This is a genomic window from Xylophilus sp. Leaf220, assembly GCF_001421705.1.
Taxonomy (GTDB): Bacteria; Pseudomonadota; Gammaproteobacteria; order Burkholderiales; family Burkholderiaceae_C; genus Xylophilus.
This window is the reverse complement of record NZ_LMKO01000022.1, coordinates 309,782-327,767: the sequence shown is the minus strand read 5'-3', so window position 1 is coordinate 327,767 and position 17,986 is coordinate 309,782. Positions and strand designations below refer to the sequence as shown.

Genomic DNA, 17,986 nt, shown 5'->3' with positions numbered 1-17,986 from the left:
GTGAGCAGGCGAAATGGATGTAAGGAAGGTGCGGCGGATCGAGGCGCGGCCTGGCAATGCACTCCGCTCGGAGACCCGGTTTTCTTCTTGCGTTCCGGGGATCGGCGGTCCCCGCGGCATGGCGCCCGTCCGCAAGCCCGCTCAGGCGCCGCCCTGCGCCTTCGGCAGTACCACGGTGAAGCGGCTGCCCTGCCCGGGCCCTGCGCTGTCGGCCGTCACCTCGCCGCCGTGGGCGGTCACGATCTTGCGCACGATCGCCAGGCCCAGCCCCAGGCCGCCTTCCGCATTGGAGGCGGCACCGGGCGCCTGCACGAAGGGCTCGAACAGGTCGGCGACCAGCCCGGGCGGCAGGCCTACGCCGTTGTCCTCGATCGCCACCGCGACCTCGCGGGCCCCCTTCGGCTGCAGGGTAAGGGCGATCTCGCCGCCCGGATCGGTGTATTTGGCGGCATTGGTCAGCAGGTTGGCGAAGACCTGCACCAGGCGCTGCGCGTCTCCGGTCACGACCACCGGCGCATCGCCGATCCGGGTGTGGAGCCGGTGGCCCTTCTTGGCGTAGAGCGGGGCGCTCTGCTCCAGCGCCTGCAGCAGCACCTGGCGCAGATCGACCTCCAGCCTCGCCGGCGGCGCGCCCCGCATCACGCCCGAGAGATCGAGCAGATCGTCGGCCATGCGGGTCATCTGCGCCACCTGCCGGCCGATGACCTCGGTGGCCCAGGCGATCCGCTTCTCGTCGCCCGGCGCGCGCTGCAGCACGGTCTGCGCCAAGTGGATCGCCGAGAGCGGGTTGCGGATCTCGTGGCCCAGCACGGCCATCGCGTTGTCCTTGGCGCGGTTGCTGGATTTCAATTGGCGCACCTTGTCGGCCAGCGCCGCGCGGGAGCGGTGCAGCCATCCGCCCATCAGCGCGACGGCCAGGCCGATCACCACGAAGAGCAGGGTACGGGTTAGGTTTTCGGGCTGCAGCACATCGTGCAGGCCGGCGCCCCGGTCGATGAAGAGGTAGGTGCCGGCCGAGGTGCCCAGTGCGGTCGCGAACAAGGCCGGCCCGAAGCCGCCGTAGACCGCCGCCGCCACGATCGGCAGCGTCAGGATCAGGTAGGGCCCCTGCTGCCCCAGCACCGGGTTGAGCAGGTAGCGCAGCAGCAGCGCCGCGGCCACGGCAGCGATGGCCACCAGGTATTGACGTTTCATACGGGTAGATGATGCCTGGACCGTGCCGGGCACATCTTCGGGGATCGCCGTGCTCCCCATGTTCGTCGTGTACGGAAGCGCGTGGAATTCGCATACCGGCCGCCGGTCGGGCGGCACGGTGGTTCGCACCGCAGCCGGCGATGCGGCCTCACGCCCCGTCGCCATCGGCTGACATGCGGCGGTAACCGGCGCCCACGCCACCGGCCGTGCCGCCCGACCAGCATCTCCCGATCGGTGCTTCGGTACCTCTTCGGATCACGCTGCCATGACCGCTTCTGCCTCCGCCTCGGCTTCCGTTGCCGCCACGCATCCCGGCGCGTCCATTTCCACCGCGACAGCGGACGACGCGATGCTCGAAAGCCGCCTAAGGGAGGTGTTCGGACTGGAAACCCTGCGGCCGGGCCAGCGCGACGTGATCGACCGCGTACTGCGCGGTGACAACACCTTGGCGGTGATGCCGACCGGCGCCGGCAAGTCGCTGTGCTACCAACTGCCGGCCACGCTGTTGCCGGGCCGCACCGTGGTGGTTTCCCCGTTGCTGGCTCTGATGCAGGACCAGTCCGAATCCCTGTGCGAGCATGGAATCGCGACGGTGCAAGTCCATGCGTCCCTGGATGCGGCGTCGCTCCACGCGGCGGAGGCGGCCATCGCGGACGGCTCGGCGAAGGTGGTGCTCTGCACGCCCGAGCGGCTGGCCAACGCCGACTTCCTGGCGCTGTTGCTGCGCCATCCGACCAGCCTGCTGGTGGTGGACGAAGCCCATTGCGTTTCGCAGTGGGGCCACGATTTCAGGCCCGCGTTCCTGGAGATCGGCCCGGCCTGCAAGCGCCTGGGGCGGCCGACGGTGCTGGCGCTGACCGCCACGGCCGCTGGCCCGGTCGCGCGCGACATCTGCCGGCAACTGGGGATCGCCCCGGGTGGCGTCGTCGATACCGGCACCTACCGTCCCAATTTGGCCTACAGCGTGGAGGCGCTTGCGAACGAGAAGGACAATATGGCCCGGGTGGTGGCGCTGGTGCGGGCGTCGGGCGGGGCCGGATTGGTCTATGCCGCCACGATCCGCGCCGCCGAGGCGGTGCGCGACGCGTTGGCCGCGGCGGACGAATCGGTCGCGCTGTACCACGGCCGCCTGCCTGCGGCGCAGCGCCAGGCGGTGCAGGACGGATTCATGCGCGGCGACACCCGGGTGGTGGTGGCCACGAACGCGTTCGGACTGGGCATCGACAAGCAGGACATTCGATTCGTCGTCCATTACCAGATGCCCGCGAGCCTCGATGCGTACTACCAGGAGTCGGGTCGCGCCGGCCGCGACGGCGAGCCTGCGGACTGCACGCTGATGTTCCTGCGCAAGGATCGCGCGGTGCAGCAGTTCTTCCTGGCGGGGCGGTATCCGTCGCTGCAGGACCTGCAGGCGGTGCACGATGCCTTGCTGGCCGCACCGCCGGCACCCGGACCGGACGACGCTGCCGCTGCCGGATGGTCGCTCGCGACCCTGCAGTCGCACTTGGCGGATCGCTGCTCGCGCAGCAAGGTCCAGGTCGCGCTGGGCCTGTTGCGCAGCCGTCGCCTGGTGGTGCAGAAGGCGAAGGCCGGCTTGGTACTGCAGCGCAAGGCACTGGATGCGGTGGCGCTGGACGACCTGGTGTCGACCTACTGTGCCAAGCGCGAGCAGGACAACGAGGCGCTGGAGCAGATGGTGTTCTATGCCCAGACCGGGCGCTGTCGCTGGCAGGTGCTGCTCGACTATTTCGGCCATGCCGAGGAGGGTGGCCCGCGCGGCCAATGCGGGCACTGCGACAACTGCCGACGCATGGCCGCCCTGGCGGCCGTGCACGACCAGGCCAGCACCGCGGCGGCGCCTGCCGTGCTGCCGCCTTCCGGAACGTGGACGGTCGAGGACGATGCCGCTCCGATGCGCGCGGCCGAACCGGACAAGCAAGCGTCGGTCATGGCGCCGGTATCGACTGGGCCGAAGCAGGCGTTCGAGGCCGGTGCAGCGGTCATGGTCCGGCGCTACGGGGCCGGCGTGGTGACGGCAACCGACGCGCTTTCGGTCACGGTCGCGTTCGCGGACGGAAGCAGCCGATGCTTCCGGCCGGATTTCGTGAAGGCGCAGAAGCGCCGGCGGCAGGCGGCGGCCGAGAATCGTGTCGCCGCATGATCCTGCGTCGCCCGGCGCAGGCTGCCGGGGCAGTCGACACGACGTAGGACATGTCTGATTGTTGGTACGCAACACGCGGGCTAGATTGGATTTCATGACCCGCCCCGACCCTCTTGAAGCCTACCGGCGAAAACGAGATTTCAGCATCACGTCGGAGCCTGAGGAGGGCGGAGAGACAAGCGTCGATGCGCTGCGTTTCGTCGTCCAGAAGCACTGGGCCAGCCGGCTGCATTACGACCTGCGGCTGGAGATCGACGGCACCATGAAGAGTTGGGCGGTGCCGAAAGGCCCCAGCCTAGACCCGCACGACAAGCGGATGGCCGTGCAGGTGGAAGACCATCCGATCGCCTACAACACTTTCGAAGGGCAGATTCCGCCCAAGCAGTATGGCGCCGGCAAGGTGATCGTCTGGGACAAGGGCACCTGGGCGCCGCAGGACGATCCTGCACGCGGCTGGAAAGCGGGCAAGCTGAAGTTCGCGCTGCACGGCCACAAGCTGCAGGGCCATTGGACGCTGGTCCGGATGCACGGCAAGCGTGCCTCGGAGGAGAAGCAGCCGCCCTGGCTGCTGATCAAGGAAGACGACGACCATGCGCGGCCGTCTGCCGATTTCGATGTGGTCGAGGCGCTACCCGACAGCGTCGGCAGCCTGCCCGATCCGGACGCGCCGAAGCGCCCGCCGGCGGCGAAGACGCCCGCTGCCGAGCCTGCGCAACCCGTCCGCGGCAAGTCCGCGGCACTGCCCGAGAAACTCTCGCCGCAACTCGCCACGCTGGTGGACGCGCCGCCCGCAGACGCCGATGCATGGTTGTACGAACTGAAATTCGACGGCTACCGCTTGCTGGCCCGCAAGCAGCGCGGCAAGGCCAGGCTTTTCACCCGCAACGGGCTCGACTGGACGGAGCGCATGCCGGCGTTGGCCGCGGCGGTCGAGGCGTTGCCTTTCACCTCGGGCTGGCTCGACGGCGAGGTGGTGGTGCTGGGGCGCGACGGCGCGCCGGATTTCCAGGCCCTGCAAAACGCCTTCGAGCAGCCGACCCGGCCGGGCACGGGTACGGCCGCCCTGGTCTACTACCTGTTCGACCTGCCGTTTCACGACGGCCATGACTTGCGCGCGCTGCCGCTCGACGACCGCCGGGCACGGCTGCAGGCCATGCTCGGGGAGCACGCCGGGGGCGCTACACGCGTGCGGTTCAGCGAAGCCTTCGACGCGCCGCCGCACGACCTTGCCGCATCGGCCTGCAAGCTCGGCTTCGAGGGCATCATCGGCAAGCGGCGCGACGCGCCCTACACAGGTCGCCGCTCGGCCGCCTGGATCAAGATCAAGTGCGGCCAGCGCCAGGAGTTCGTGATCGGCGGCTACACAGATCCGAAGGGATCGCGCCAGGGCCTCGGCTCCCTGCTGCTGGGCGTGCACGACGATGACGGCACACTGCGCTACGCGGGCAATGTCGGCACCGGCTTCAGCGACCGCACGCTGCGGACGCTGCACGAAGCCCTGGCGACGCATGGCGCAGACAAAAGCCCGTTCACGGACACGACGGGCATCGCCCGCGGCGCGCACTGGGTGCGGCCGGTTCTTCTGGCCGAAGTGTCCTTCGCACAATGGACGCGCACCCACCGCATCCGGCATGCGGTGTTCCACGGACTGCGCAGCGACAAGCCGGCGCGCGCCATCGTGCAGGAGCGCCCCGTGGCCCTCGATCCCCCGACGAATAAGAGCCGTGCCGCCCGCAAGACTGCGCCCGACGCCTTGCCGGCCGGCCTGAAGGTGACCCACGGCGACCGCGTCATCGATCCGGAAAGCGGGTTGCGCAAGATCGATCTGGTCCGCTACTACGCCACCGTGGCGCCGCTGATGCTGGAGCACCTGCAGGGGCGGCCCGCGTCGCTCGTCCGTGCGCCGTCGGGCGTGGGCGGCGAGCTGTTCTTCCAGAAGCATGCGGAAAGCGAGGGCATGCCGGCTGTGCGGCGGCTCGACCCTGCGTTGGACCCCGACCATGCGCCGCTGCTGGAGGTGGCCTCGGCCGAGGCCCTGCTGCAGGCCGCCCAGATGAACGTGCTGGAGTTCCACACCTGGAACGCCCGCCACGACCGAATCGAGCGGCCCGACCGCATGACTTTCGACATCGACCCCGGCGAGGGCGTGCCCTGGGAGCAGGTGCAGCAGGCGGCGGTGCTGGTGCGGGTGGCGCTGGAAGAGCTCGGCCTGCCCGCGTTCCTGAAGACCAGCGGCGGCAAGGGCCTGCACGTGGTGGTGCCGATCAAGCGACTCCACGGCTGGGAAGCGGTCAAGGGGTTCTCGGAAGCAGTGGCGCAGCACCTGGCGCACACCATTCCCTCGCGCTTCGTCGCCAAGAGCGGGCCCCGCAACCGGGTGGGCAAGATCTACGTGGATTTTTTGCGCAACGGACGCGGCGCCACGACCGTGGCGGCCTGGTCGGCACGGTCGCGTCCGGGAATGGGAATTTCGGTTCCGCTGGAATGGGATGAGCTGGAGACGCTCACCAGCGGTGCGCATTGGACGGTGCAGACCGTCGATGCGCGGCTTCGGGTGGGCAATGCACCCTGGGCCGGCTATGCCGCCGCGGCCGTGTCGTTGTCGTCTGCGCTCAAGGCGCTGGCCCGCAACGGCGGCAGGGCGTAGCGAAGCGGCGGGTCAGCGCTTGCGGTCGCGCTCGTCGTAGGGCCAGCAGGCGGCGGGGCGGGGACCGGTGACGGGGAGGGTTGCAGGTGTGGGCATGGCGAACTCCTTAGGTCGCACTACAACGGGCGGGCGCTACGGCAGGTTGACGCGCCGGGTGTGTCAGACCGTAAATTTCGATGTTGCGCTGCACCATGAACACGGTCCGCAGGCCCGCCGCAGCGCACGGCGGTGCAGCCTCGTGGCGCAAGGCGGCGTCCCCGCTGCGCGGCCGGCCTGGCTTACAGGCCTGCAGCTGCACGCAGCTGCGCAGCCTTGTCCGTCTTCTCCCAGGTGAACTCGGGTTCTTCGCGGCCGAAGTGGCCGTAGGCGGCGGTCTTCTGGTAGATCGGGCGGAGCAGGTCGAGCATCTGGATGATGCCCTTCGGGCGCAGGTCGAAGTGGTCGGTGACCAGCTTGGCGATCTGGTCGTCGGGGATCACACCGGTGCCTTCGGTGTAGACGGTGACGTTCATCGGCCGGGCCACGCCGATCGCGTAGGCCACCTGGATCTGGCACTGGCGCGCCAGGCCCGCGGCGACGATGTTCTTGGCCACGTAGCGGGCGGCGTAGGCGGCCGAGCGGTCGACCTTCGTCGGGTCCTTGCCGCTGAAGGCGCCGCCGCCGTGCGGGCAGGCACCGCCGTAGGTGTCGACGATGATCTTGCGGCCGGTCAGGCCGCAGTCGCCCTGCGGGCCGCCGACGACGAAGCGGCCGGTGGGGTTGATCAGGTACTTGGTGTCCTGCAGCCACTCCTGGGGCAGCACCGGCTTGATGATCTCCTCGATTACCGCCTCGATGAAGCTGGCCTTCATCGTCTTGGGCGTCTCGCTCTGGTCGGGGTGGTGCTGGGTGGAGAGCACCACCGTGTCGATGCTGTGCGGCTTGCCGTCGACGTAGCGCATCGTCACCTGGCTCTTGGCGTCGGGCCGCAGGAAGGGCAGGCGGCCGTCCTTGCGCAGCTGGGCCTGGCGCTCGACAAGGCGGTGGGCGTAGTAGATCGGCGCGGGCATCAGCTCGGGCGTCTCGTCGCAGGCGTAGCCGAACATCAGGCCCTGGTCGCCGGCGCCGGTGTTCAGGTGGTCGTCGGACGCCTGGTCGACGCCCTGGGCGATGTCGTTGCTCTGCTTGTCGTACGCGACCAGCACTGCGCAGCCCTTGTAGTCGATGCCGTAGTCGGTGTTGTCGTAGCCGATGCGCTTGATCGTGTCGCGGGCGACCTGGATGTAGTCGACGTGCGCGTTGGTGGTGATCTCGCCGGCGAGGACCACCAGGCCGGTGTTGGTCAGCGTCTCGGCGGCGACGCGGCTGCGCGGGTCCTGCTCGAAGATCGCGTCGAGGATGGCGTCGGAGATCTGGTCGGCCACCTTGTCGGGATGGCCTTCGGAGACGGATTCGGAAGTGAAGAGAAAGTCGTTCGCCATTTGCATAAACTCCAGTGTTGCGGCTTGGGGCGCTGCCCGGGCCTGGAGCCTTGGCGAACGCTTTAGCAGTAGTTTTTAACGTCGCCCTGCAAGTTGCTCATTTAACTCGGCGACCGGGGCATTCTAGCCCGCGCCGTCCGCTCTTTTGCCGATGCTCCGTCTCCTCTCCCGGCTTCCGCTGCCCCTGCTGCACCTGCTCGGTGCCGTGCTGGGGTGGGTGGCGTTCCTGTCGTCGGCTCCGTACCGTCGGCGCTTCCTGGCCAACGCACGGCAGGCGGGCCTGCCGTTCGGCGCGGTGCGCGGCGCGGTGGCCCATGCCGGGCGGATGGTGGCCGAGGTGCCGCGCCTGTGGTTCGGCACGCCGCCGGCCTGGCGGTGGGACGACGGCGGCTCCATCGCCCGGGCCTACGCGGCCGGCCGCGGCATCCTGTTCCTGACGCCGCACCTGGGCGGCTTCGAGGCCTCGCCCCAGGCGCTGGCCGCCGACTACGGCCCGCGCCACGGCCCGATGACGATCCTCTACCGCCCCGCCCGCCAGCCCTGGCTGGCCCGCACCATGGCCGCGGCGCGCGACCGGCCCCACCTGGCCGCAGTGCCCACCACCCTGGCCGGCGTGCGGCAGATGCTGCGGGCCCTGAAGCGCGGCGAGGCCGTCGGACTTCTGCCCGACCAGGTACCGCCCGACGGCATGGGCCGCTGGTCGCCCTTCTTCGGCCGCGAGGCCTACACGATGACGCTGGCGGCGCGCCTGGCCCAGCAGTCGGGCGCGACGGTGCTGCTGGCCTGGAGCGAGCGCCTGCCGCGCGGCCGCGGCTTCCGGGTGCATGTCGAGGCGCGCAGCGCGCCGCTGCCCGCCGCGCTCGACGATGCGGTCGATGCGCTCAACGCCGACATGGAGCGGCTGATCCGCCAGTGCCCGCAGCAGTACCTGTGGGGCTACGCCCGCTACAAGGCGCCGCGCGCCGAGGCGCCGGCTGCATCCGCGGCGACTACCGAAACGACGACGGCGACGACCGGGGAGGGCGCCGCATGATCGGCCGGATGTGGGTGATGTTCATGCGCGTGATGGCGGTGCTGCCGCTGTCGTGGGTGCGCGCGCTGGGCTGGCTGCTCGGCCAGGCGCTGTTCCTGCTGCTGGGCGGCCGGCGCCGCATCGCCGAGACCAACCTGCGCCTGTGCTTTCCCGACCGGTCGCCCGCCGCGCGCCGGGCGCTGGCGCGGCAGACCTTCGTCGTCTTTGCCCAGACCTGGCTCGACCGCGGCTGGCTCTGGCATGCGCCGCGCCGGGTGCTGGAACGCCGGCTGGTGCTGCAGGGCGCGGTGCACGAGCTGCAGCCGGGCCCGCAGGGCGAGGAGACGCCGACGATCCTGTTTTGCCCGCACTTCTACGGGCTGGACGCGGCGGCCACCACGATCTCGATGCAGGTGGTGCGGCGCTGGTTCTCGATCTACTCGTCGCAGTCCGATCCGGCGCTCGACCGGTGGGTGCGCGAAGGCCGGCTGCGCTTCGGCGATTCGAAGGTCTTCACCCGCACCACCGGCATGAAGACCATCCTGAGCGCGGTGCGCGACGGCGGCGTGCTCTACCTGCTGCCCGACATGGATTTCGGCCCGCAGGATTCGGTCTTCGTGCCCTTCTACGGCGTGACCGCGGCCACGCTGCCGTCGGTGCCGCGCTTCGCCCGGCTGGGCCGCGCCAAGGTGGTGCCGGTGCTGCCCCGGCTCACGCCCACCGGCTACACGGTCGACATCCTGCCGTCGTGGCAGGACTTCCCGTCCGACGACGTGCTGGCCGACACCGCGCTGGTGAACCGCCGGCTGGAAGGCTACATCGACACGATGCCCGCGCAGTACTACTGGGTGCACAAGCGGTTCAAGACGCGGCCGGAGGGCGAGCCCGGCGTGTATTGACTCGCCCCCAGGCTCCGCGCTTCGCGTCTTCGCCAACCCCCTTCCTGGGGCGGCACTGGCGGACCGGCGGAGCCGGACCCGCCGTGCCCTGGGAACCGCCGGGCGGTGGTTGCGCGGAGAGGGTGCCCGAGGGATATGGCGGAAATCCGGCGTAGCCGCTCGGAACACCGAGGCCGTTGTCCCGTGCGCCCGGCACACGCATTCCATCGTTTTTTTGAACGGAAAGTGCCTGTAGCCGGCGTCCTGCGCCGGCCGCCAGCTATCTATTTCGTAGCATCGGCCGTGTGGAGGAAGTCCGCGATCAGGCCGATCACCCGCTGGGGCTGCTCGTGCACCACCCAGTGCGTCGCCCGCGGAATGCGGTGCACCGTGAGGCGGGGTACCCATTGATCCAGGCCCTCGGCCAGGGCGGGCGGCAGGGCGGTGTCGTCCTCGGCCCAGACGAGCAGGGTGGGCACGGCGATCTGCAGCATCGCGTCGGGCAGGGTGATCGCGGCGGCGGCCGGGTCGCCTGCGCGCGGCGGGCGCAGCGGCGAGGCGCGGTAGTAGTTGCAGCCGCCTGTGAAGCCGGCGCGCCAGGTGGCGCGGTACTGCTCCTTCACCGCGGGCGTGAGCCAGCCGGCGCCGTCGGGCGCACCGGGTGAGCCGGGGGCGGCCTCGGCGCCCATGGCGGTGAAGAACTCCCAGAGGCGGCGGAAGTCGTCCTCGGCCAGCAGCGCTTCGGCATCGGGGCGGATCAGGAAGTTCATGTACGCGCTGGCCGCCTGCTGGTCAGGGTTGCCGTTCAGCTCGCGCAGGAAGGCACCGGGATGCGGCGCGTTGACGATGGCCAGCTGCCGCAGCCGCGCCGGGTGCTGGTTGGCGAAGCTCCAGGCGACCGCGCCGCCCCAGTCGTGGGCCACCAGCGCGGCGAGCGCACCGCCGGGGCCGGCCTCGGCATTGACCAGCGCGGCGATGTCCTGCACCAGGTGCTTGGCGCGGTAGGCGGCCACCTCGGCAGGCGCGCTGGAGGGTCCGAAGCCGCGCATCCACGGCGCCACGCAGCGGTAGCCGCCGTTCGCCGGATCGGCGAAATGCTCCAGCAGCGCGTCCCAGACGAAGGCGCCCTCGGGAAAGCCGTGCAGGAACAGCAGCACCGGCCGGCCCGGCGCGCCGGCGGTGCGGCAGGCCAGGGTGATGCCGTGGGGCAGGGCGTGGGAGCAGGTGTCGATCATGGGCATCTCCGTTGTTGCTATGGAAAGCGTAGCGGGATGCCGGCGCAGCGCAACGGCTGCAGCCCTGAAAGAGGCCCGAAACTGTCGCGCAGGGCTCAGCACGTGGGCGGCGCTGCGCCCGCCGCCGCGGCGTGGGCCGCGGGGTAGGGCCCGAGGTTCCTCAGTCGGCGTCGGGCAGTTCTTCCGGAATGTCGCCTTCTGCCTGTGGGTGGTCTTCCACGTTCGAGACGAAGCCGCCGACCGGATGGGCCCAGTGCCAGAGGCGCAATGCCGCCTCGTCCACGCCCTGCTTCTTGAGCGCCGAGAACAGCTGCACCTCACCGCCGCCGGCGTTGAGCTTGGCGATCTGCAGCGCCTTGGTGCCTTCCACCCGGGTGAGCTTGTCGGCCTTGGTGAGCAGCACCAGGAACTTCAGGCCTTCGGCCACGCGGGGGCGGATCACGTCGAGCAGGATCTCGTCGAGCTCGGTCAGGCCGTGGCGCGGGTCGCAGAGCAGCACCACGCCGGTGAGGTTCTCGCGGGTGACCAGGTAGTTGGCCATCACCCGCTGCCAGCGCACCTTGTCGGCCTTGGGCACGGCGGCGTAGCCGTAGCCGGGCAGGTCGGCCAGCACCGCGTCGTGCACGCCCTGCTTGCCCAGGCTGAACAGGTTGATGTGCTGGGTGCGGCCCGGCTTCTTGGAGGCGAAGGCCAGCTGCTTCTGCTGGGTCAGGGTGTTGATGCAGGTCGACTTGCCGGCGTTGGAGCGGCCGACGAAGGCGATCTCCGGCAGGTGCAGCGGCGGCAGGTGGTGGAGCTGGGCGGCGGTGGTCAGGAAGCGCGCGGTGTGCATCCAGCCCATGGCGGTCTTGCCGTCGGCCGCGGGTGCCGCTGCCACGGTGTCGGCGGTGCCGTTGCTAGGGGAAACGAGGGGGGTATCGGTCATGGCGCGGGGTACAGAGCAGGGATTACCCCGGGAGGCACCATTGTAGAATCATGAGGTTTTGCGCCCATAACACAGACCCTCGATATGAAGCTGCTTGCCTCCTTGCTGACCGCCGCTGCGCTGGCGGTGCCTGCTTTTCCGGTCGTGGCCGCAGACGCGGCGCCCACCAGCGCGGGTGCACCCGCAGGGGCGGCGGCCAAGGGCGACGCGCCCTCGGCGGGCGCACCGGTCGGCACCGCCTCGGCGGCCGCGCCGGCACCGGCGCCCGCCGCCGGCGCGGCACGTGCCAAGCCCGACCTGGCGCAGGGCGAGGCCAAGTACACCGCGGTCTGCGCCGCCTGCCACGGGGCCGACGGCAATTCGTCGGTGCCGGCCCAGCCCAAGCTGGCCGCGCAGCACCCCGAGTACCTGGTCAAGCAGCTCCAGGAGTTCAAGGAAGGCAAGCGCAAGAACCCGATCATGCAGGGCTTCGCCGCGCAGCTGAGCGATGCCGACATGCGCAACATCTCCTACTGGCTGACGGCCAAAGCCGGCAAGCCCGGCTTCGCCAAGGACAAGGCGCTGGTCGCCGTCGGCGAGAAGATCTACCGCGGCGGCATCGCCGACCGTGCGGTGCCGGCCTGCGCCAGCTGCCACAGCCCCAACGGCGCCGGCATCCCGTCGCAGTACCCGCGCCTGTCGGGCCAGCATGCCGACTACACCGCCGCCCAGCTGGTCGCCTTCCGCGACGGCGTGCGCAACAACAACGCGGTGATGCACGGCGTCGCCGCCAAGCTCAACGACCGCGAAATCAAGGCCCTGGGCGACTACATCGCCGGCCTTCGCTGAGCGCGGCTTGAACTAACGACCCCACAGCACTCCAAGAAGGGCGGGCCGATCCTCCACAGGATGGCCCGCCCTTTTTGCTGGGACGGCCTCGGCGGTCTTCGTCCATTCCACTTTCCCGAACCGGCCCCCCGCTCCACCGCCCATGTCTGTCTCGACCCACGGTATCCGCGTCCATTCCGGCTCGCATGCGCTGCGTGCGGGGCTGGAGCTGCTGTCGTCGATGCGCTTCGCGATCTCTCTGCTGACGGTGATCTGCATCGCCTCGGTGATCGGCACGGTGCTGCAGCAGCAGCAGCCCTACGGCAACTACGTCAACCAGTTCGGGCCTTTCTGGGCGCAGGTGTTCGATGCGGCCGGGCTCTACCGGGTCTACAGCGCCTGGTGGTTTCTGCTGATCCTGGCGTTCCTGGTGGTGAGCACCTCGCTGTGCATCGGCCGCAGCACGCCGCGCATCCTGGCCGACCTGAAGGTCTACAAGGAGAACATCCGCGAGCAGAGCCTGCGCGCCTTCGCCCAGCGGGCCGAGGCCGACCTGCCCGAGGCGCCCGAGGCCGCCGCCCGCCGCATCGGCGGCCTGCTGGCCGGCGGCGGCTGGCGGGTGCGGCTGCAGGAGCGCAGCACCGCGGCCGGCACCGGCTGGATGGTGGCGGCCAAGGCCGGCGCGGCCAACAAGATCGGCTACATCGCGGCGCACAGCGCGATCGTGCTGGTCTGCATCGGCGGGCTGCTCGACGGCGACCTGGTGGTGCGCGCCCAGATGCTGCTGCACGGCAAGACGCCCTATGCCGGCGGCGGCATGATCGCCGACGTCGCGCCCCGGCACCGGTTGGCCGACACCAACCCCACCTTCCGCGGCAACATCCTGGTGGCCGAAGGCACGCAGTCGAGCAACGCGATCCTGAACCAGTCCGACGGCATCCTGGTGCAGGAGCTGCCCTTCTCGATCGAGCTGAAGAAGTTCATCGTCGACTACTACTCCACCGGCATGCCCAAGCTCTTCGCGAGCGAGGTGGTGATCCACGACAAGGCCACCGGCGCGGCGCATCCGGCGCGCATCGAGGTGAACCACCCGGCGAGCTTCAAGGGCGTCGAGATCTACCAGTCGAGCTTCGACGACGGCGGCTCGCGGGTGGTGCTGCAGGCGGTGCCGATGCATCCGGGCCGCGCCGCGGTCAAGCCCTTCGAGATCGAGGGCACGGTGGGCGGCTCGTCGGAACTGGCCGACGGCAGCGGCGGCGCGGCCGGCAAGATGACGCTGGAGTACACCGCGCTGCGCACCATCAACGTCGAGAACTTCGCCGGCGGCAAGGTCGGCGCGGGCAGCGTCGACGTGCGCAAGGTCGACCTGCGCTCGGCCATCGACGCGCGCCTGGGCGCGGCCAACAAGACGGTCACGCAGAAGGAGCTGCGCAACGTCGGGCCGAGCATCACCTACCGGCTGCGCGACGCGGCGGGCCAGGCGCGGGAGTTCCACAACTACATGCTGCCGGTCGATACCGGCGACGGCGTGCCGGTGTTCCTGCTGGGCATGCGCGCCACGCCGGCCGAGGAGTTCCGCTACCTGCGCATTCCCGCCGACGAGAACGGCGCGATGGACGGCTTCCTGCGGCTGCACGCAGCGCTGGCCGACCCGGCGCGCCGCGCGGCGGCGGTGCAGCGCTACGCGACGCAGGCGGTCGATCCGGCGCGGCCGGAGCTGGGCGCGCAGCTGGCGCTGTCGGCCGGCCGCGCGCTGGCGCTGTTCGCCGGCGACCCGGAGGCGGCCGAGGGCTCCGCCGCGCGCCAGGGCGGGCTGCAGGCGATTTCGGACTTCATGGAGGCCAACGTGCCCGAGGCCGAGCGCGCGCGTGCCGGCGAGGTGCTGGTGCGCATCCTGAACGGCGCGCTGTTCGAGCTGGCCCAGGACACGCGCCGCGCCGCCGGACAGGCGCCGCTGCCGGCCGACGAGGCGACCCGCGGCTTCATGACCCAGGCGGTGCTCTCGCTCTCCGACATGGCGCTGTACCCGGCGCCGATGGCCTTCCGGCTGCAGGACTTCACCCAGGTGCAGGCCAGCGTGTTCCAGGTGGCACGGGCGCCGGGCAAGACGGTCGTCTACCTGGGCTGCGCCTTGCTGATCGTGGGCATCTTTGCGATGCTCTACGTGCGCGAGCGCCGGCTCTGGGTCTGGGTCGCGCCGCGGGCCGAGGCCGCGCACGCCATGATGGCGATGTCGTCCAACCGCAAGACGATGGACGGCGACCGCGAATTCGCCCACCTGCAGCAGAAGCTGCTCGGCTCCGCAGGGCCGCCGGAGCCAGATACTTTGCCGCGCACCTAGCGAACGACAAGAGACACGAAAAGGCCTCCCGATGAACACCGCCACCACCGTCACCGCGCCTGCAGGCACCGCATCTGCACACCGCACGGAAACCCTGCACGAAGGCTTCTGGAGCCGGCGCAGCGCGCTCGACTGGGTCTTCGCCGCGCTGGTCGCCGCGGGCGGCGCCTTCGCCTTCCTGCGCTACGGCGGCTTCATGGACGTCTACGAGAAGGCGATCCTGGTCGGCTGCGTGCCGGCCGCCGTCTGGCTCGGCTGGTTCTGGCGGCCGCTGCGGCTGCTGATGGTGGGCGCGGCGGCGCTGGCGCTGCTGGGCATCGTGTCCTACCAGGTCGACGGCCAGGGCAGCCTGGCGCGGGCCGACAGCGTGTTCTGGCTCAAGTACTTCCTCTCCAGCCAGTCGGCGATCCTGTGGATGAGCATGCTGTTCTTCATGAGCACCGTCTTCTACTGGATCGGCATGTTCTCGCGCGGCGAGGGCAGGGCGCTCTCGCTGCTGGGGTCGCGCATCGCCTGGGCCGGCGTGACGATGGCACTGGTCGGCACCCTGGTGCGCTGGTACGAGAGCTACCTGATCGGCGCCGACGTGGGCCACATCCCGGTCAGCAACCTCTACGAAGTCTTCGTGCTGTTCTGCTGGCTCACCACCACCTTCTACCTGTACTACGAGGACCAGTACCAGACCCGGGCGCTCGGCGCCTTCGTGATGCTGGTGGTGAGCGCGGCGGTCGGCTTCCTGCTCTGGTACACGGTGGTGCGCGAGGCCCACGAGATCCAGCCGCTGGTACCGGCGCTCAAGAGCTGGTGGATGAAGCTGCACGTGCCCGCCAACTTCATCGGCTACGGCACCTTCGCGATGGCGGCGATGGTCGCCTTCGCCTACCTGATCAAGCAGCAGGCGGGCGAGACCCGCTGGTACAGGCTGGCGCCGCTGTGGGCGCTGGGCGTGGTGCTCTGCTTCGAGCCGATCGTGTTCCGCAAGACGGTGTCGGAGCCGGGCGGCAGCTACTGGGCGGTGTACTTCGGCGTCTCGGCGCTGATCGTGGCCGGCATTTTGCTGGGCCGAAAGCGCATCGCCTCCAAGCTGCCGGCCCTGCCGGTGCTGGAAGACGTGATGTACAAGTCGATCGCGGTCGGCTTCGCGTTCTTCACCATCGCGACCGTGCTGGGTGCCCTGTGGGCGGCCGAGGCCTGGGGCGGCTACTGGAGCTGGGACCCGAAGGAGACCTGGGCACTGATCGTCTGGCTCAACTACGCCGCCTGGCTGCACATGCGGCTGATGAAGGGCATGCGCGGCGCGATCTCGGCCTGGTGGGCGCTGGTCGGTTTGGCGGTGACCACCTTCGCCTTCCTGGGCGTGAACATGTTCCTGAGCGGACTGCACAGCTACGGAACGCTTTAGCTCCGGGCCGCTCGAACGCTTGGAAACACGCTGAAACCGCCAGGGCGGCCGGCGCGTAGAACCTTCCGTCAGCAGCCCCGCTTGCACCTCCCCCTCGACCACAAGGCCTCCCATGCCCATCCGATCCTCTTCCTCCGGCTTCGACCATCCCCGCGCCAGCGAGATCACGCCCCGCGCCGTCTACGAAGACCGCCGCAGGATGATGAAGCTGCTGGCCGGCGGCGCTGCGGGCGGCGCGCTGGCCGCCTGGGCCGGCCGCGAGGCACTGGCCCAGACGGCCGCGCCAGGCAAGCTGGCGCCGCTGCCCGGTGCCAAGTCGTCGGTGGCCGGCGCGATGGCGTTAGAGAAGGTGACCGACTACAAGGACGCCTCCACCTACAACAACTTCTACGAGTTCGGCACCGATAAGGCCGACCCGGCCAAGAACGCCCACACCCTGCAGACGAAACCCTGGACGGTCGAGATCGAGGGCCTGGTCAAGAAGCCGGGCAAGTACGGCATCGAGGACCTGATCAAGCTCAGCGCCCAGGAAGAGCGCATCTACCGGCTGCGCTGCGTAGAGGGCTGGTCGATGGTGATCCCGTGGGTCGGCTACTCGCTGGCCGAGCTGATCAAGAAGGTCGAGCCGCAGCCCGGCGCCAAGTTCGTCGAGTTCGTCACCCTGGCCGACAAGAAGACCATGCCCTACGTCGGCTCGGCGGTGCTCGACTGGCCCTACACCGAAGGCCTGCGGATGGACGAGGCGATGCACCCGCTGACCCTGCTGTCCTTCGGCATGTACGGCGAGGTGCTGCCCAACCAGAACGGCGCGCCGGTGCGGCTGGTGGTGCCGTGGAAGTACGGCTTCAAGTCGGCCAAGTCGATCGTCAAGATCCGCTTCACCGACAAGGAGCCGTCCACCGCCTGGAACAAGGCCGCGGCCAACGAGTACGGCTTCTATTCCAACGTGAACCCGAACGTCGACCATCCGCGCTGGAGCCAGGCGTCGGAGCGGCGCATCGGCGACGGCGGCGGCCTCTTCGCCAAGCGCCGCAAGACCGAGATGTTCAACGGCTACGAGGCGCAGGTCGGCCAACTCTATGCCGGCATGGACCTGAAGAAGAACTTCTAGACGCCGGACCCGCGTTCGGCGCGACGCGTCGCAGGTTTCGGCATCCCTTTCGGAAAAGGCGACACCGCCATCTGAAGGTGCTTTCGGAAAAACCACGGCGACCGCTCCATGCGGCGCTGCAATAACAAACATCCGATGAACAAGCTGCTTTTGCACCCTGCGGCCAAGCCGGTCGTGTTCCTGCTGTGCCTGCTGCCCTTCGCCTGGCTGGCCTACGGAGCGTTCGCCGACACGCTGGGCGCCAACCCGGCCGAGGCGCTGATCCGCGCCACCGGCGACTGGACGCTGCGCTTCATCTGCATCGTGCTGGCCGTCACGCCGCTGCGGGTGATCAGCAAGTGGAACGGCCTGGCGCGCTACCGGCGGATGCTGGGGCTCTTCGCGTACTTCTACGTGGTGGTGCACCTGCTGTGCTACAGCTGGTTCGACATGGGCTTCGACGTGCCCGAGATCGCCAAGGACATCGCCAAGCGGCCGTTCATCCTGGTCGGCTTCGCCGCCTTCCTGCTGCTGACGCCGCTGGCCGCCACCTCGTTCAACCGGGCGATCAAGGCGCTGGGCAGCAAGCGCTGGCAGGCGCTGCACAAGCTGATCTATCTGATCGCAGGGCTGGGGCTGCTGCACTTCTTCTGGATGCGGGCCGGCAAGAACAACTTCAACGAGGTGTTCGTGTATGCGGCGATCATCGCGGTGCTGCTGGGATTCCGGGTGGTGCAGGCGCTGCGCAAGCGGGCGGCACGGCAGTCGGTTGCCACGCCTGCGCCTGCTGCCGCCATTCGAAAACGATAGCAGCGGGCCGGCGTGCAGCGCGGC

General features: G+C 69.7%; 13 protein-coding genes. 9 read left to right on the top strand and 4 right to left on the bottom strand.

Annotation, left to right across the window (positions count from 1 at the left end; genetic code table 11):
• Window positions 1-141: 141 nt before the first annotated feature.
• Complete coding sequence (locus ASE76_RS13480) at window positions 142-1,194, bottom strand: ATP-binding protein (RefSeq protein WP_055840305.1); 1,053 nt, start codon at window positions 1,192-1,194, stop codon at window positions 142-144.
• A gap of 265 nt (window positions 1,195-1,459) precedes the next feature.
• Here ASE76_RS13480 and ASE76_RS13475 point away from each other — a divergent pair, with 265 nt between their 5' ends.
• Complete coding sequence (locus ASE76_RS13475; RefSeq protein ID WP_082448480.1) at window positions 1,460-3,355, top strand: ATP-dependent DNA helicase RecQ; 1,896 nt, start codon at window positions 1,460-1,462, stop codon at window positions 3,353-3,355.
• Between the two features lie 94 nt (window positions 3,356-3,449).
• Complete coding sequence (gene ligD, locus ASE76_RS13470; protein ID WP_055840301.1) at window positions 3,450-6,002, top strand: DNA ligase D; 2,553 nt, start codon at window positions 3,450-3,452, stop codon at window positions 6,000-6,002.
• A 278-nt stretch (window positions 6,003-6,280) separates the two neighbouring features.
• On the opposite strand, the gene metK is transcribed toward ligD, so the two are convergent.
• Entirely contained in the window at window positions 6,281-7,462 is a 1,182-nt protein-coding gene (metK, locus tag ASE76_RS13465; RefSeq protein ID WP_055840299.1) for a methionine adenosyltransferase, read from the bottom strand.
• Between the two features lie 151 nt (window positions 7,463-7,613).
• Between metK and ASE76_RS13460 the strand changes: the two genes are divergently transcribed.
• A complete protein-coding gene (locus ASE76_RS13460) occupies window positions 7,614-8,495 on the top strand; it encodes a lysophospholipid acyltransferase family protein (RefSeq protein WP_055840297.1) in 882 nt (293 codons plus the stop codon).
• Window positions 8,492-9,373: a lysophospholipid acyltransferase family protein gene (locus ASE76_RS13455; protein WP_055840295.1), complete on the top strand. Its 882-nt coding sequence runs from the start codon at window positions 8,492-8,494 to the stop codon at window positions 9,371-9,373. Before ASE76_RS13460 ends, ASE76_RS13455 begins: the two co-directional genes overlap by 4 nt.
• 263 nt (window positions 9,374-9,636) lie before the next feature.
• On the opposite strand, the gene ASE76_RS13450 is transcribed toward ASE76_RS13455, so the two are convergent.
• Both ASE76_RS13450 and yihA read right to left on the bottom strand, forming a co-directional pair.
• Window positions 9,637-10,587, bottom strand: coding sequence for an alpha/beta fold hydrolase (locus ASE76_RS13450; protein ID WP_055840501.1), 951 nt, complete (start codon window positions 10,585-10,587; stop codon window positions 9,637-9,639).
• A 160-nt stretch (window positions 10,588-10,747) separates the two neighbouring features.
• Window positions 10,748-11,512, bottom strand: a complete 765-nt coding sequence (yihA, locus tag ASE76_RS13445; protein WP_055840293.1) for a ribosome biogenesis GTP-binding protein YihA/YsxC — start codon at window positions 11,510-11,512, stop codon at window positions 10,748-10,750.
• 84 nt (window positions 11,513-11,596) lie between these two features.
• Between yihA and ASE76_RS13440 the strand changes: the two genes are divergently transcribed.
• The 5 genes from ASE76_RS13440 (at window position 11,597) to ASE76_RS13420 (ending at window position 17,962) form a co-directional block, all read left to right on the top strand.
• A complete protein-coding gene (locus ASE76_RS13440; RefSeq protein ID WP_055840292.1) occupies window positions 11,597-12,340 on the top strand; it encodes a c-type cytochrome in 744 nt (247 codons plus the stop codon).
• Between the two features lie 142 nt (window positions 12,341-12,482).
• A complete protein-coding gene (locus ASE76_RS13435; RefSeq protein WP_055840291.1) occupies window positions 12,483-14,660 on the top strand; it encodes a cytochrome c biogenesis protein ResB in 2,178 nt (725 codons plus the stop codon).
• Window positions 14,661-14,691: 31 nt separating this feature from the next.
• A complete protein-coding gene (ccsB, locus tag ASE76_RS13430) occupies window positions 14,692-16,062 on the top strand; it encodes a c-type cytochrome biogenesis protein CcsB (protein WP_055840290.1) in 1,371 nt (456 codons plus the stop codon).
• A 112-nt stretch (window positions 16,063-16,174) separates the two neighbouring features.
• Entirely contained in the window at window positions 16,175-17,173 is a 999-nt protein-coding gene (gene msrP, locus ASE76_RS13425) for a protein-methionine-sulfoxide reductase catalytic subunit MsrP (RefSeq protein ID WP_055840289.1), read from the top strand.
• A 135-nt stretch (window positions 17,174-17,308) separates the two neighbouring features.
• Window positions 17,309-17,962 carry a sulfite oxidase heme-binding subunit YedZ gene (locus tag ASE76_RS13420; RefSeq protein WP_055840288.1) on the top strand — a complete coding sequence of 218 codons (654 nt, stop codon included), beginning with the start codon at window positions 17,309-17,311 and terminating at the stop codon, window positions 17,960-17,962.
• Window positions 17,963-17,986: the final 24 nt, after the last annotated feature.